Annotated in this window: 10 protein-coding genes; 5 read left to right on the top strand and 5 right to left on the bottom strand. The window is 72.3% G+C overall.

From position 1 onward, the window contains the following. Positions 1–113 precede the first annotated feature (113 nt). The 3 genes from AC6JA9_RS13550 (at position 114) to AC6JA9_RS13560 (ending at position 4,570) form a co-directional block, all read left to right on the top strand. Positions 114–2,291: a mucoidy inhibitor MuiA family protein gene (locus AC6JA9_RS13550; RefSeq protein WP_483577492.1), complete on the top strand. Its 2,178-nt coding sequence runs from the start codon at positions 114–116 to the stop codon at positions 2,289–2,291. 15 nt (positions 2,292–2,306) lie between these two features. Then, a complete protein-coding gene (locus tag AC6JA9_RS13555) occupies positions 2,307–3,872 on the top strand; it encodes a mucoidy inhibitor MuiA family protein (RefSeq protein ID WP_223751488.1) in 1,566 nt (521 codons plus the stop codon). 110 nt (positions 3,873–3,982) lie between these two features. Next, the gene (locus AC6JA9_RS13560) at positions 3,983–4,570 is read left to right on the top strand and encodes a prolyl hydroxylase family protein (RefSeq protein WP_426747091.1); all 588 of its coding nucleotides are present in this window, start codon (positions 3,983–3,985) and stop codon (positions 4,568–4,570) included. A gap of 9 nt (positions 4,571–4,579) precedes the next feature. Here the strand turns inward: AC6JA9_RS13560 and AC6JA9_RS13565 are convergent, their stop codons facing one another. The 4 genes from AC6JA9_RS13565 to AC6JA9_RS13580 all read right to left on the bottom strand — a co-directional run bounded on the left by AC6JA9_RS13565 (position 4,580) and on the right by AC6JA9_RS13580 (position 9,828). After that, entirely contained in the window at positions 4,580–6,163 is a 1,584-nt protein-coding gene (locus AC6JA9_RS13565) for an SDR family NAD(P)-dependent oxidoreductase (RefSeq protein ID WP_223751490.1), read from the bottom strand. 85 nt (positions 6,164–6,248) lie between these two features. Then, entirely contained in the window at positions 6,249–7,094 is an 846-nt protein-coding gene (locus AC6JA9_RS13570; protein ID WP_497959879.1) for a head GIN domain-containing protein, read from the bottom strand. A 60-nt stretch (positions 7,095–7,154) separates the two neighbouring features. Beyond that, complete coding sequence (locus AC6JA9_RS13575) at positions 7,155–8,534, bottom strand: hypothetical protein (RefSeq protein ID WP_223751492.1); 1,380 nt, start codon at positions 8,532–8,534, stop codon at positions 7,155–7,157. A 31-nt stretch (positions 8,535–8,565) separates the two neighbouring features. Next, positions 8,566–9,828, bottom strand: a complete 1,263-nt coding sequence (locus AC6JA9_RS13580) for a GAF domain-containing sensor histidine kinase (RefSeq protein ID WP_497959880.1) — start codon at positions 9,826–9,828, stop codon at positions 8,566–8,568. A gap of 86 nt (positions 9,829–9,914) precedes the next feature. Here AC6JA9_RS13580 and AC6JA9_RS13585 point away from each other — a divergent pair, with 86 nt between their 5' ends. Further along, positions 9,915–10,646 carry a hypothetical protein gene (locus AC6JA9_RS13585; protein WP_223751494.1) on the top strand — a complete coding sequence of 244 codons (732 nt, stop codon included), beginning with the start codon at positions 9,915–9,917 and terminating at the stop codon, positions 10,644–10,646. A gap of 179 nt (positions 10,647–10,825) precedes the next feature. Further along, positions 10,826–11,011 (top strand): hypothetical protein, encoded by a 186-nt coding sequence (locus tag AC6JA9_RS13590; RefSeq protein ID WP_223751495.1) that lies wholly within the window; start codon positions 10,826–10,828, stop codon positions 11,009–11,011. 57 nt (positions 11,012–11,068) lie between these two features. On the opposite strand, the gene AC6JA9_RS13595 is transcribed toward AC6JA9_RS13590, so the two are convergent. Then, the gene (locus AC6JA9_RS13595) at positions 11,069–15,124 is read right to left on the bottom strand and encodes a DUF6519 domain-containing protein (RefSeq protein ID WP_497959882.1); all 4,056 of its coding nucleotides are present in this window, start codon (positions 15,122–15,124) and stop codon (positions 11,069–11,071) included. Positions 15,125–15,127: the final 3 nt, after the last annotated feature.

Genomic DNA, 15,127 nt, shown 5'->3' on the forward strand with positions numbered 1-15,127 from the left:
CGTCGGTCCGGAGGCCAGCGTGCCACCCGAGGCGTCCGGGGCTGAGACAATCGTGCGGGCGCCGTGATGACTTCGTGAAGATGTGAGCACAGCCGGACACGTACCTTGGCCGCATGCTCCTTCTTGGACTGGGTTGGGCCGTCAGTCAGCTGCTGCACGCCTCCACCGAGGCTCCCATCACCGACGTCACCGTCTACAGCGACCGGGCGCGGGTGGTGCGGACCGCCTCCCTCCAGGTCTCCGGCACCGAGCGGCTGGAGCTGCCCCTGTTGCCGGAGGCGGTGGACCCGGACTCCATCCAGGTGGAGGCGGAAGGGGCCCGCGTCGCGTCCGTGGAGGTGCGCGCGGCCCAGCCGGCGCCGTTCCCCGTCGCGGAGGCCACCGCGTTGCTTTCGACGTTGGACCGGCTGGGGGACGAGCTCTCCCGCGTCAACGCGGAGCACGTGGCCAACCAGCGCCAGGTCGCCGCGCTCGGCCGCATCCAGCCGAAGGGGCCGGGCGCGGACGCCGACGACGCGAGCGGAGCGCTGGCGCCCGGGGGCTGGAGCCAGGCCGCCGCGTTCCTCGTCGACCTGCGCACGAAGCGCGAGGTGCGGATGCGGGAGCTGGAGGCGCGCATGCAGGTCCTGCGAAACGAGCTGGACGCCCGGCAGGTGGAGGCGGGCCGCCTGGGGGCGCTGCCCTCGCCCCGGGGCTTCGAGGTGCGGGTGGCCCTCACCGGCTCGGGCGCCGCGAAGGTGCGCCTGTCCTATGTGGTGCTCCAGCAGGCGCGCTGGTACCCGCGCTACGAGCTCCAGCTGAACCCGGCGCAGCAGCGGGTGCAGGTGGCCTTCTCCGGACTGGTCAGCCAGGAGACGGGCGAGGACTGGACCCAGGCCCGCCTCACGCTCAGCACCGCGCTGCCGTCCACCTTCACCGCGCTGCCGAAGCTGACCACGTGGAGGCTGGGCACCGCCGAGCGCTTCATCCCCACGGCGCGCAGGACCGACGAGCTCCCGAGCGAGCCGCCGCCGCTGCCCCGGCCCGTGGCCCCGCTGGACGTGGTGGCGCTGCTGCGCCGCGAGCTCGAGACGCGAGCCCAGGGGAAGGGCGCGCCGCGTGCCCCGCAGCAGGTGGCCCAGGCGTCGAGGCCGGCGCCGACGCCGACCGAGTCCCGGAGCCCGGAGCCGGAGTCTTCCCGTCCTTCGCCGACCGCGCGCGTCGCACCGGGCGGTGATGCCTTCGTCCTGGGCAACGTCATCGATGCCCAGTCGCGAACTCCCGTGGGCGACGTCGTCGTCACCGCCACCTCGCCGAGCCTGCCGGGGGAGGAGACCACCGTGACCGACGCGCAGGGGAACTACCGGCTCCCGCCCCTGCCGCCCGGCGTCTACACGCTCCGGTTCGAGAAGGAGCAGTTCAAGCCGTACGCGCGCGCGGACATCCAGGTGTGGATGCAGCGCACCGTCCGGATGAACGTGGAGCTGCTCCCGGAGAGCCTGGGCGAGGTCGTCGAAATCGTGGGCGCGCCGCCCACCGTCGACGTGGGCAGCACCCACACCGGGGTGGGCTTCTCGCTGCATGGCGCGCCCATGTCCAACTGGCGGCCGGAGCCCGTCGTGGACCGCTACGTGGGGCTGGCGCCGCCTCCGGGCTGGCGTCGTCCGGCGCTGGACTCGCAGCTGCCGGCGTCGCTCGCGGGAGGCCACGACCTGGCCTTCACCGCGCCGCGCTCGGAGACGGTGCCCAGCGGGCAGGGCGAGCGCACCATCCCGCTGCTCCTGGAGTCATGGCCCGTGCAGGTGGAGCGCCGCGTCTTCCCCGCGCTGGCGTCGGAGGCGTACCTGGTGGCGCGGCTGAAGAGTCCGTCGCGAAGCGCGCTGCCCGGAGGCACCGCCTCGCTCTTCGTGGGAGACGACCCGTCCGGCACCGCGTCGCTGCCGCTCATCGTCCCGGGCGAGCCCTTCACGCTGCCCCTGGGCATGGACCCGGCCGTGCGCACCGCGCGCGACGTCCGGCTGGTGCAATCAAAGGAGGGCTTCATCTCCAAGGACGACCTCAACACGTACGAAGTCACGCTGGAGGTCTCCAACCCCTATCCCTTCGCGATGCAGACGCACGTGGTGGACCAGTGGCCCCTGGGCTGGGGTGGCGACGTGGAGGCGACGCTCGTGCGCACCGAGCCCGTGGCGAGCCAGGACCCCAAGACGGGGGTGCTGCGCTGGGACGTGGTGATTCCCGCCTCCAGCAAGAAGACGCTCACCTTCGAGTACCGCCTGAAGCGCCCCCAGAACTGGAAGCTCACCCAGTAGCCGCGAGGAGCCACCATGACCTTGTTCCCCTTGTCCCTCCTGGTGCTCGCCGCCGCGCCCCAGGTGTCCTCCGTCGTCGTCTATCCGGACCGGGCCCACGTCACGCGCACCCAGGACGTGACGTGCCGTGGCCCCACCACCGCCGTCTTCGAGCAGGTGCCGGAGGCCGCCTCGCGCGAGAGCTTCCGGGCGCGGGCCCCTGGCGCGGACCTGGAGGGCCTCACCGCCGAGCGCCAGACGCTCGAGCAGCAGCTCTCCGCGGAGCGCCGCGAGTGGAGGGCGCGGTGGGACGCGCTGACCCAGGAGGAGCTCACGCTGGACGCGGCGCTCGCGCGGGTGACGGGGCTGGAGCGGCTGTCGGAGGGCTACACGGACGTGGCCGTGGACCACGTCACGCGGGAGCTGACGGGCCGCAAGCCGGACACGCGCGCGTGGGCCTCGGCGTTCGACGCGGCGTTGTCGGTGCGGATGCGCGCGGTGAGGGAGGCGTGGGAGCTGGCGGAGAAGCGCCGCGCGCTGAAGCAGCGCCGCGACGAGGTCTCCGCGCAGCTCTCGCGGCTGAGCACCGAGGCCGCCCGCGCCGAGTACCGGGTGGAGGTGCGCCTGTCGTGTCCCGAGGGGAAGAAGGCCCGGGTGTCGCTGACGTATCTGGTGGGCGGCAGCTCCTGGGAGCCGAGCTACGAGGCGCGCGCGGATGAGGCCTCGGGCACGGTGGAGCTGACGGCGCTCGCCACGGTGCGCCAGCAGACGGGCGAGGACTGGTCGGGCGCGAAGCTCGTGCTCTCCACGGCGCTGCCTCGCAAGAACGCCACGCCGCCGGAGGTGGCGCCGCTGCTCGTCCGGGCGCTGAAGCAGCCCAAGGAGCGCCAGGTGCTGACGGCGCGTCAGGAGGCGCGGCAATCCGTGGAGGGCGGCGTCGAGGGGGAGGCGGCCTCCGGCGAGGGCCCGCGGGCGGTGTCCCAAGGCGTGTCCGTGCAGTGGGAGGCCGAGGAGGCGGCGCGGGTGCCTGGGGACGGCGTGGCGGTGCGCGTGGTGCTGGGGCGTCACCGCCTGCCCGCGGAGTTCTCGTGGCGCACGGTGCCCAAGCTGCACCCGGTGGTCTTCCGCGTGGCGCGGCTGGCCAACACCACGTCCTTCCCGCTGTTGCCGGGTGAGGTCAGCCTCTTCCGGGGCACGGGCTTCCTGGGACGTCAGCGGCTGGAGCGCGTGGCGAGCGGGCTCCCCTTCGAGCTCACCTTCGGCATCGAGGAGGCCCTTCGCGTGACACGCACGACGGTGGAGGAGGTGAAGCGCCCGCAGGGGCTCTTCGGGGGCAAGCAGCGCTTCCGCTACGCCTACCGCTTCCAGCTCACCAACCTGCGTCAGCGCGAGGAGAAGGTGGTGCTGTCCGAGCACATCCCCGTCTCCGAGCTGGACGACGTGAAGGTGGAGGTGGCGCCGGAGTCGACGGCGGGCCTGGCACTGACGAAGGACGACGGCATCGCCACCTGGCAGGTGGCGCTCGCGCCCGCGGAGACGAGGACCTTGGAGCTCGTCTTCCACGTGGACGCGCCCTCCAGCTACGTCAGCGGAGGGCTGTAGGGACGCTCGCGGAGGAGTCATCCTGGGGAGTGTGGCTCCTCCGCGGGCGGGGTTGTTCCGGCGCCTCGTTTCCCTGGTCAACGCGTGGGAAGGGCGCTTGGATGGCGGGCATGTCGCCGCTGCTGCCGGACCCGGACCGTGCGCTGGGGGAAGCCAATCCGCTGGTCCTCACCCTCGAGGACCTCCTCAACGAGCACGAGTGCCAGGAGCTGGTGGAGCGAATCGAGGCGCTGGGGCCCTCGGCCGCGCCCGTCACCACGTCGCAGGGCATGGTGATGCGCCCCGACCTCCGCAACAACTCCCGGGTGATGTTCGATGACCCGGCGCTGGCGGACCTGCTGCACCAGCGCGTCCTCACCCGCGTGCCGCGCAGGCTGGAGCGCACCTGGGAGCTGTGCGGCGCCAACGAGCGGCTGCGCTGCTACCGCTACGAGGCGGGGGAGTACTTCGCGCCGCACTACGACGGCGCCTTCGTGCGCGACAGGAACGAGCGCAGCCTGCTGACGTACCTGGTGTACCTGAACGACGGGGCCGAGGGCGGCGCGACGAACTTCCTGGACCTGGGGCGCTCGGTGACGCCCCGTCGGGGGATGGGGCTCGTCTTCAACCACCACCTGTACCACGAGGGCGCGACGGTGACGGGCGGCCTCAAGTACGTGGTGCGCACGGACCTGATGTACCGCCGCGCGCTGCCCTGAGGACCCGCCTCACCAGTTGGTGAGGCGGTAGTCCTTGAAGAAGTTGCCCCAGGAGTAGTCGCCGGTGTTCTCGGCGGTGGTGATGGGGTCGATGATGCGCGCCGCGCCGTCGACGATGTCCAGGGGCGGCTGGAAGTCCAGGTCCTCCACCTTGCGCTGGGAGAACACGGCCGGGTCCTCGTCGGTGACCCAGCCGGTGTCCACCGCGTTCATGTAGATGCGGTCCTTGGCGTAGTCCGCCGCGGACGTCAGCGTCATCATGTTCAGCGCGGCCTTGGCCATGTTGGTGTGCGGGTGGCGGTCCGTCTTCGTCCCGCGCGAGAAGCTGCCCTCCATGGCGGACACGTTGACGATGTGGCCCGGCGTGGTGCGGTCGCGGGTCATCAGCGGCTTGAGCTTGCCGCAGAGGATGAAGGGCGCCACCGCGTTCACCAGGTGCACCTCCAGCATCTCCGCCGTGGACACATCCGCGAGCTTCATCCGCCACGAGTTCATGTCGCGCAGGTCCACCTGCTGCTCGTCCGCGTCCAACCGGCCCTGGGGGAACAGGGCGCTGGTGTCACCCTCGTTCTCCAGCGCGTACGGCAGGAGCGACAGCGCGGCGGAGGAGTGGATGCCCAGCGCCGGGTCGTTGCTGCGCCACGAGGTGGTCATCGCGGAGGGCTCCGTGCCGCCCGCGCCCAGGACGGGGTTCAGCTCGGTGAGGCAGGCCCGGTGGCTGGCGAGCAGCGGGCGGGCCGCCTCGGGCAGCTCCTCGAACCGGCGCAGCTCCCCGTCGAGCAGGTGGGCGTAGAAGCCCGGCGGCCGGCGCACCGTCTGCGCCGCGTTGTTGATGAGGATGTCCAGCCGCGAGTGCGTCTGCTCGATGTGCCGGGCGAAAATCTCCACGCTGGGCGCGTGGCGCAGATCCAGCCCGTGGATGTGCAGCCGGTGGGACCACTCCGCGAAGTCCGGCTCCAGCATGTAGCGCCGCGCCGAGTCCTGGGGGAAGCGCGTGGTGGCGATGACGGTGGCGCCCGAGCGCAGCAGCATCAGCGACGCCTGGAAGCCAATCTTCACCCGCGCGCCGGTGATGAGCGCGACCTTGCCGGACAAGGGCGCGCGTTGGGTGCGCTTGGCGTAGTTGAAGTCCGCGCACTCGATGCACATCGCGTCGTAGAAGAAGTGCAGCTTGCGGTACTCCGCCTTGCACACGTAGCACTTGCGCGGCGTCTCCAGGAGCCGCTCGGGGCCCTCCTCGACGGGGACCTCGCCGGCCGGAAGCAGGGGCGCGTTGAAGACGGGGGCGCGGCGCATCGTGCGGATGCGGGTGCTGGCGCGCACCTCCCGGTCCTTGGTCTGCTTGTCGTGGCGCTTCTCGCGCCGCAGGGCCTTCTCCAGGCGGGACTTCGCGGTGCGGTCCGGCATGACGATGCGGCCGGCGGCGATGAGCAGGGCGCGCTTGTCCTCCTCGGGCAGCCTGGCCAGGAGGATGCGGTCCTCGGCCATGGCCTCCAGGAGGCGGGTGCACCGACGGACCTCGTCGAGCGAGGCGGGGGCTTCGGGGGGCGGGGCGGCGTCGAGCGCGGGCGAGGTTGTCTCAGCGTCCTTCATGGCCGTCGGTGCATATCCCGGCAGGGGGCCTCGAAGAAAGGACCGCTCGCGGGCCCTCCCTGGATGGAGGGGGGACGGCCGGGCGTCAGTGCCAGATGACCCGACCGCCGCCGTCCACGTCGATGTCCCGCAGGGAGGCGCTCCCCCAGAGCTCCACGTCCCCGGAGCCATCGAGGGAGACCTTCACGCTGCCCCCCTCGACGCGGGCCTCCACGTCCCCGGAGCCCTCCAGCCGGACATCCAGGTGGACGGCCCCGAGGGCCCGGGCCTCCAGGTCGCCGCTGCCCGACAGGCGGGTGTCCAGCCGCTCGGCATGGCCCGAAAGCCGCGTCTTCCCGGAGCCCTCGCTCGTCACCCGCACGGTGTCGGCGGCGCCCGACCAGGACAGGGCCCCGGAGCCGGACAGGTGCAGCGCCACCGACTGGGCGACCCCCGACTCCGGCATGCACACCTTCAGCTCCCCGGAGCCGTCCAGGTGGGCCTCCAGCACGCGGGCCGCGCCGCAGTAGCTGAGCCTTCCGGAGCCCTGGGCGCGCAGGCGCACGTGCTCGGACTGCTGGCCCACGAAGCCGTCCACCCGCACCTGGCCGGAGCCGGAGAGTGAGGCGCCGGTCAGGCGCGGCAGGGTGACGTCCACATGCGCGGGGCCCTGGGGGTCCAGGTGGCCGTCCGTCTCGATGCGCAGCGTCCCGTCGGACTGGACGAAGGCGCGCACGTTGTCCTGGAGGTTGGAGTCCAGCGTCACCTCCACGGAGGAGGTGGCGCCCTCGCGTACGCGCACGTCCAGGTGGCCCTCGTACGCCACGGCCTCGAAGCCCTCGGCGCTCCGGGCCTCCGTCACGGTGTCGCCGTTGCCGCGCTCGTGGACGTCACACCCCGTCACCCAGCCCGCCATGAGCAGCACCACCGCCGCGCGCATCCACATGTCCATGTCTCCCCCGGGCCTGGGGCCCGCGTCCGGGGCCTGGAACACCGGCCGCGTGGGAAACTGTCACCGGGCGGGCGTGGGGGCCGAGGGCAGGCGCGTGGCGGCCACCGCCAGACAGAGGGTGGCCACGACGAAGTAGTAGTAGTTGCAGAACGCCTGTTTGTTGAAGGCGAAGAAGGTGGCGTAGGTGAGCGCGGTGGCGGCGGCGAAGCCCGCGGGGGTGCGGGGCGCGCGCCACAGGCTCAAGCCCAGCGCGGCGGCCACGGCGGCGAAGGGAATCCAGAGGGGTGGGGTGGGATGACCCTTGGCCACCCACGCGGCCAGGTAGCTCAGCGAGTCGACGCGGAACGGCTGGTGGATGTGCAGCGCCACCACGCTGTGGAAGAACGCCTTCGGGTCCGGCAGGGCGAAGGGGAGGCTGACGGCCAGCGCGGTGGCGGCGGCACGCCACAAGAAGCCCCAGAGCTGCTGGCGAGGCTCGGGCAGGAGCAGCAGCGCCAGCGGCAGCAGGAACACCGTGTGCTGCTTGATGGCGAGCGTCAGGCCGAAGACGTACGGCAGCGCGCGAGGGAAGCGCACGGCGCAGAAGACCGTGGCGGACAGCAGCAGCACGAGGAAGGGCTCCGTCCAGGACTGCTCCAGCACGAAGAAGCCGCGCGGCGTGAGCAGGTACAGCGCCGCGGCGCCCGCGCCCAGACGACCCCCCCGCGTCCAGGCCATGAGGCCGGCGGCGAGCGCTGTGGCCACGAGCTGCGCGTGGCGCGGGTCCGTCGCCAGCGCGCGGCCCAGGGTGGCGAACATCAGGCTCAGGGGCGGGTAGGGGAAGCCGAACAGCAGCCGTCCGTCCCGCACGAGCCCCTCGCCGTACCAGTGCCCATGGCCGTAGATGTTGGGGAACGTCATCGCGTACGGGTTCTGGCCGCGCAGGAGCTCGTCCGCGCCCTGCACCTGGAACACGAGCACGTCGATGTGGGGCGAGGGCGCGTGGCGAAGAATCCAGAGCCCCAAGAGCAGGTACACCCCGAGGAGCGCGGGCACGCCGACCTTGCGCAGCCAGTTGGGCCCCGCGAGCAGCGCGCCACTGATGAGCGCCGCGGCCGCCAGCCGCTCGTGGAAGAGCGCGAAGGGCCAGGGCCCCTGGAGCCTGAGCGCGGACGACGGGTAGTCGGTGAGGAGCACCTGGAGCTGCAGGAGCAGCCCGACGCCCAGGCCCAGCGCGAGCGCCGCCTCACCCCACGTCCACGGGCGCGAGCCGCCGGGGCCGACGACGGCCAGCAGCGCCAGGCCCAGCGCCAGCGTGAGGCCTCGCAGGGACGTGTCCAGCAGCGTGCCGTTGCTGAGCTGGAGCGTCAGCGCCAGCACCACGGCGGCGGCCAGGCAGAAGAGGGGAAGACGCCAGGGGTCGACGCAGTCGCGCGCGGTGGGAGACGGGAGGCCGTCCATCCGGCGACTTATACTCCACGCGCGCGCCCCGTCATCCGCGCCGCGGAAGATGGACGCTGAAGGTCGTGCCCTCCGCTTGCGTGGACGCCACCTCGACGCTTCCTCCATGGGCCCGGGCAATCTGGTCCACGATGAACAGGCCCAGGCCCACGCTGCGCCGCTCCGCGCCGTTCGTGGTGCCGCGCTTCATGGGCTCGAAGAGGGTGGGGAGCACCTCCTGCGGGATGGGGGGCCCGTCGTTGTGCACCCGCAGGACCAGTTCCCCGTCATGCGCCTCGCTCGACACCTGGATGCGCGCGCCCGAGGGGCTGTACTGCATGGCGTTGGCGAGCAGGTTGTGCAGCACCTGGGCGATGCGGTCCGCGTCCCAGGTCCCCTGGCCGTGGCCCTTCGTCCGGACCTCCAGCACGCGCTCCGGCGCGACGGCCTGGACCTCCTCGACGACCTGACAGGTCAGCTCGTGCAGGTCCATGGGCTGACGGTCGACGGGCAGCACCTGGCCCATGCGCGCCTGGGTGAAGTCGAGCAGGTCCCGGATGAGCCGCTGCGCGCGGTCCGCCGAGTCGACGATGCGCCGCACCGCCCGGCGCGCCCGCTCGTCCAGGTCCGTGCGGCGCACCAGCGTCGCGGCGGACATGAGGATGGCGTTGAGGGGGTTGCGCAGGTCGTGGCTGACGATGCCGATGAGCTGCTCGCGCAGCAGGGCCGCCTCCTTCTCGTCGAAGAGCTGGGCCGCGCTGCGGTCCAGCGCGTCCTGGTTCTCGAGCTGATGGCCGATGAGGTCGCCCAGGTGTCGGAAGACCTCCAGCTTGTCCTGGGGGAGCGCGGCCGGGTTGGAGTCCAGCGCGCACATGACGCCGAAGAAGGCCCCATCCCTGCGGTACAGCGGCACGGCGATGTAGGTCTCCACGCCATAGAGCCTGGGCGCGGGGTGGCCCGCGAAGCGGGGCTCCTGGCTGGCGTGGTTGACGAGCAGCGGGGTGGCCGAGGTGCGCACCGTGTTGCAGAACGTCGTCGAGATGGCGAGCGTGTCGCCCGGCTTGAGGCCGAAGCTCATCTCGTCCAGCACCGCGCAGCAGCGCCACTCCTGCGCGGTGACGCGGGCCACGACGGCCAGCCGCAGGCCGGTGGTCTGAAGGAGCACTCGCAGGACCGTCTTGACGGCGTCGATTCGAGCGATGGCCTGGACGTCCGGGGTGACACCGCTCGCTGGAGACGGCTGGCTGGGGGCGGGCTGCGGGGTGTCTTCATGGACGCGCATGAAGAAGGCAACGCGGAGGACCCGGCGCGTCATCCTCTCTCTTCGAGGTGGGAGCCTCGGGGGCGAGGGCGGGCGAGGGCCTGCTAGACTCCTTTGCTCTCCGGGCTCCTCGAGGCCATATGCGCTCCGCGCTGTTCGTGCTGCTGCTCCTGACGATGGGCGCTTGTCGGCGCCAGGAAGCCCCACGCATCGAGAAGGTGGGCCCCGCGGAGCTCACGCACCAGCGCTCGTGCGAGTGGCTCGACTGGGAGAACAACTCCTGTCGCGCGGACTCCGTGCTGCGCGCGGGCGAGGTCCGCTTCGAGCAGGTCACCTTCGTCGAGGCGAACCCCAGCGCCACGCGAGCCCTCGTCGGCCAGCTGGCTGGCTCCAGCTCGCTCGTGGACCTGCGCTCCGGGGACATCGTGCTCCGCTTCCCGCCGCACACCTCGAAGCGCGCGTGGTGCGGTGACTCGCGACTGGTGGTGTCCTCGCCCCTGGCGGACTTCGGAAGCGCGCAGGGCTTGCTGGGCACCACGCTGGAGGCCGTGTGGTTCGACCCGGGCGGGGCCGCTCAGCGCGCGGTGCTGCACCGGGGGCTCAGGGCCGTGCCCCGGCTGTCCTGCGGCCCCGGTGACTCGCTGGCGTTCATCGTGTCGGGGACGCGCGGTGAGGCGCCCATCGAGCTGTATCGCTGGAGCCCGAAAGAAGGCTCGAAGCTGCTGGAGACCTGGGTCGGTGAGGTTGAAAACGGTGATTCATCGGACCTCGATATCTCCTGGTCTTCGTCGGGGCAGCCCGAGTGGTGCGCGTGGGTCCGGCCGTACAGCGTGAATCGCTGCGTGCCTCCGGTGCGTCCGATTGCCCGGTGAGCGCGCCGTGAAAAAGTCACACCCTGCCGAAGGGCTCGAGCCGAGCGCGGTCAGCCGCCGGCCAGCCGCCGTGAGCCAGGATGCGACCTGAAGACGCGAATGCGGTGTGCCACGCTGGGAGCCCTGGCGCTGGGCGCCGTGGGCTGTGGAGACGATGCGCCGCCCGCGAAGGGCTGGGCATGGATGACACCAGCATCGGCATGCTCGACATCGACGGCGTCAACATGGTCGCCATCCAGGCGCTGGAGCGGCGCACCCGGCAGCTGCGCGAGCGCGACGCGGAGGTGGACGCGCCGGGGGCGGAGCTGGCGGAGCTGCGCCGGAGCGTGGCCGAGCAGAAGGCCGCGATGCCCCGCGCGCGCTGAGGCGGCGGTCCGTCGTCGCGAAGGGCCCGGGGACTCGGCTCCGGGCCCTTCGTGCGTTCAGGGCAGCACGGCCCGCAGGCGCGTGCCCGACTCCGAGGGCGCCTCCACCGTGCGCAGCGGCGCGGTGTTCCCCGCCGCGTCCCGCGCGTACACGGTGATGCTGTTCGTGCGCGCGTTGGCCACCCACAGCTCCTCGCCGGAGGCATCCAGCGACACGCCCGTGGGTTGCGACAGCCCCGTCGTCTTGCCCTGGAGCACGCGCAAGGGCTTCACGGCCGCCGCCTTGGTGTCGAGCAGCGACGCCAGCGAGTACACGGCCACCGCGTCCGAGCCGTAGTCGGCGACGTAGAGCTCCTCGTGGACCGCGTCCCACGCGAGCCCCGCGGCCCGGTTGAGCTTGAGCTGCTCGCCCGTCCACCGCGCGCGCGGCGCCGTGTCGCCCTGGGCCTGCGCGTCGAAGAGGGCGAGGTACGCCCCTCGTCCTCCCTTCGGCCCGGCCGTCAGCCCCGTCGCCTGGCCCTTGCCCGAGCCGGCCACGAAGAGGCGCTGGTGCTCCGCGTCGAGCGCCAGACCCAGCGGTCCGCTCAGCCCCGTCTTCTTCCCGGCGAGCACGCGCGCGGGCTGGAAGCCGCCCTGGTCGTCATGGCGGAAGACGGCCACCGAGTCTCCGCCCGCGTTGGCGACGTAGAGCTCGTCGCGCCGCGCGTCCAGCACCAGGGCCGTGGGCTGCTCCAGGCCCTCCTCGAGCTTCCCCACCGCGGCGTGGTTCTCCAGGCTCAGGCGCGCCACGGCGTTGGCGCCGGTGTCCGCCACGAGCAGCTCCTGCCGCTTCGCGTCCCGCGCCAGCCCCCACGGCTGCTCCAGCGCGGACGTCACGGTGCTGGACGCGATGAGCGTGCGCGGGCCGAGCGTCCCCGGGGCGATGCCCGGCGGCGAGAAGGTGAAGCTGCGAATCCAGAACCACAGCTCGAAGTCTCCGCCCTGCCGGCCGTCACCCCGGTTGGGGAGGCCGGCGGCGAAGCGCTGCGCCAGCGAGCGCGAAATCACCTCGCCATCCAGGACGCGGCTGCCGTCGCGCGAGTGGACGTAGCCGCCCCGGATGCGCAGCTTCACGAGCAGGCGGGGATTGGCGCGGTCCTCGGTGTCGTAGTTGCGCAGATGGCCCAGCCACCGGTAGGACTCCAGCGAGGGAATCCAGACGATGTCCGAGCCGAAGATGCGCGCCTCGCCGCGCAGCTCGAAGGTCTGATGACCGACGATGCCCACCAGCCGGCCCATCTGCTCGCGCCACCACGTCGAGTCGTGGGTGGTCAGCGGGTAGTTGATCTCCACCGACAACGACACGACGGGGCGGGGGAGCGGCAGCGGCGCACCCGCGGGCGACATGAGCGGCGCCAGCTCCTCGGAGCAGATGATGCGGATGCCCTGGGCCAGCGTGACGAAGGGCTCGAACTCCACGACGCTGTCGTTCTCGATGGCGAGTTGGGCGTTGGTGGCCATCTCCACGCGGGTGACCTTGACCGAGGGCTCGGCCGCGACGGAGACGGTGGAGCGCGCGTTGAACAGGATGGGCGGCACCCGCGTGGGCGTCTGGGCGTCCTCCACCAGCTGGGCGGACACCCGCTGCGTCGGCGCGTTCGACAGCGTCCACAGCGCGGCGGCGATGCCCTGCGTGTTGGTGCGCACCAGCAGCGACGCGCCGGGCGTGCCCGTTCCCTCGGCGGGGCGGAGGCTGGCGCCATCGGCGACCTGGAGGATGCGGAAGTGCACGAGCGCGTTGGCGACCGGGTTCTCGCCCTGCATCACCGCCACCATGAGCGGCGTGGGCAGCTCCTGCAGCGGCGCGCCCTCCTGGCCGTCTCCGCCCAGGTACAGGAACGTGCGCTGGCGGCACAGCGTGTCCAGCGCCTCCTGCACCGTGTCCGCGTTCAGCAGCGTCTGGCACCCGCCGGACTGGTAGGCCACCCGGTTCGCCAGGCTCAGGCGCGCGGTGAACACCAGGGGCAGGTGGGCCTCGACGAGCGGGCCGCCCTCGGACACCAGGAGCCGCGCCTCCACCTGCTGGGTGACGTCGTTGGGGTTGGGCAGCCACTCCACCAGGGCGAGGCCGTCGTCGCCGGTGGTGACGACGATGCTCTCCGTCCACGGGTTGCCCGAGCCCGCCAGCCGCACGCCGGTGTACTGGCCGCCGGCGCCGCTCAGCACCCGGAATCGGACCGACTGGTTCGCCGCGCGGCGCTGGTGACGGGCCACGCCCACGCGCAGCGGATGTGGCAGCCGCTCGCCGGGGAGCACCTCCTGGCCGTCACCGCCCTCGTACGTGAGCACCAACTGCCGGCTCAGCGTGTCCAGCGCCTGCTGGACGGTGTGCGTGTCGTTGAGGATCTCCTGCGCGTCGTCCGGGTCGTACGCCACCTTGGACGCGACGCTCAGGCTCGCGAAGTAGCGCAGCGGCGCGTGGATGGCCTCGTTCCCGTGGTCCAGCAGCCGGGCCTCCACCACCTGGCTGTGCCGGGGGTCGTTCACCGTCTGCCAGCCGTCGATGGCCGGCGTCCAGAAGACCTCCGCGATGCCGCTGGCATCGGTGTAGACGACAATCGTCGTCTGCGCGTCGTCCGGCAGGTGGACGTCCGCCACGGTGCCCTGGCCCTCGGACAGCACCACGCTGAACTGGACGCGCGCGCCCACCACGGGAATCCGCCCGTTGAACACGCCCGCGCGCAGGGGCCTGGCCAGCCGGCTGGGCGGCGCGGGCGGACGGGCGGGCAGCACCTCCTGGCCGTCGCCGCCCGCATACACCAGCGTCTTGTGCTCGGTGAGCGGGGGGAACAGGTTGCGGCAGTCGTGCACGTGCCAGCCGTCGGAGTTTCGCTCCAGCACGGCCAGCGCGCAGTAGTGGTGACGGATGCCGTGGGCGGGCTCGGAGACGGGCAGCCCTCCGTCCTGGGGCCACAGCACGTTGCGCGTCACCGTGCGCGCGGGGATGAGCCAGTAGTCGCCCGTGCGGTAGCGGCCCGCGGTGAAGCGCACCTGCACGCCGCTCTCCAGCGAGGTCCACCCCAAGGCCGGGTCCGCCGGAGCTGGGACGATGTCCAGCGCGCCCGCGGGACCCACGTTGTCCCAACCGCGCACGGTGAGCGCGCCGGAGGGCAGCGTGGCCGGCCACGTCGCCGCGTCGATGGTGATGCGGTTGCCCGTCATCGCCTCCACGCGGATGAGCTCACCGGGCTCGCCGCGCAGCACGCGCTCCTCGGTGGTCAGCTCCAGCCACTGGTTGGGCTGGAAGCGCCGGTAGCCGTCCTTGCCTGGCTCCGTCACCACCATGCGCCGGTTGAGGACATCCACCGACTCCACCTGGGTGAAGAGGATGCCGTTGTCGCGCGACCACTTGAAGGTGGCCGTGCCGCCGCCCGTGTTGCCGCGGTGCACCTCCACCCGGTAGAGCTGGTTCTCCAGCCGGCGGTAGCCCGCCTCGGCCGCGACGATGCACGGGTTGTCGCTGGCCTGTTCGGGCTCGCCGCGCGCCGCGAGCGTGCCGGTGCTGGTCAGCTCCTCGGGCAGCCACTCCGGGGTGCCGAAGGTGTGGCAGGGCACCCCCTCGATGGGCCCCGAGGCGTTCGTTCCCGTGAGCCGCAGCAGCCGCACCTGCCACACCGTGCGGGTGCGCGTGGCGGAGTCCGGGCCGCCCAGCGCCACCTCGCGCAGCTCCGGGTCCTCCAGCGCGGTGACGTGGCGCTGCCACACGTCGAGGAAGGCCAGGTAGCGCCCGTTCGCCACCGGCAGCGTGAAGCCGGGCAGGTCCGGCTGCGCGTCCAGCGCCACCGCCTGCTCGTTCTCGCAGAGGATGCCCTCCACGTAGTAGTGCCCGGCGCGCACGAAGGGGCGGGTGCCCTGCGTGAAGAGGGCGAACCCCGTCTGCTCGGCGGGCGTGCCGGGCTCCTGGGGTGTCCCGCTGTGGCCGATGACGTCCCGGCGCGTCGTCTGGTCCAGGTACTGCTGGATGTCGACGTGCTCGTTCCAGTCGGCGTCCAGCTGGACGCGTCCCTGCTGCATCCGCACGGTGGAGTAGTGCTTCGCGGGCCGGAAGGTGTTCCGGCTGAAATCGCCCTTCATGGC

Source organism: Myxococcus sp. MH1, assembly GCF_059738865.1.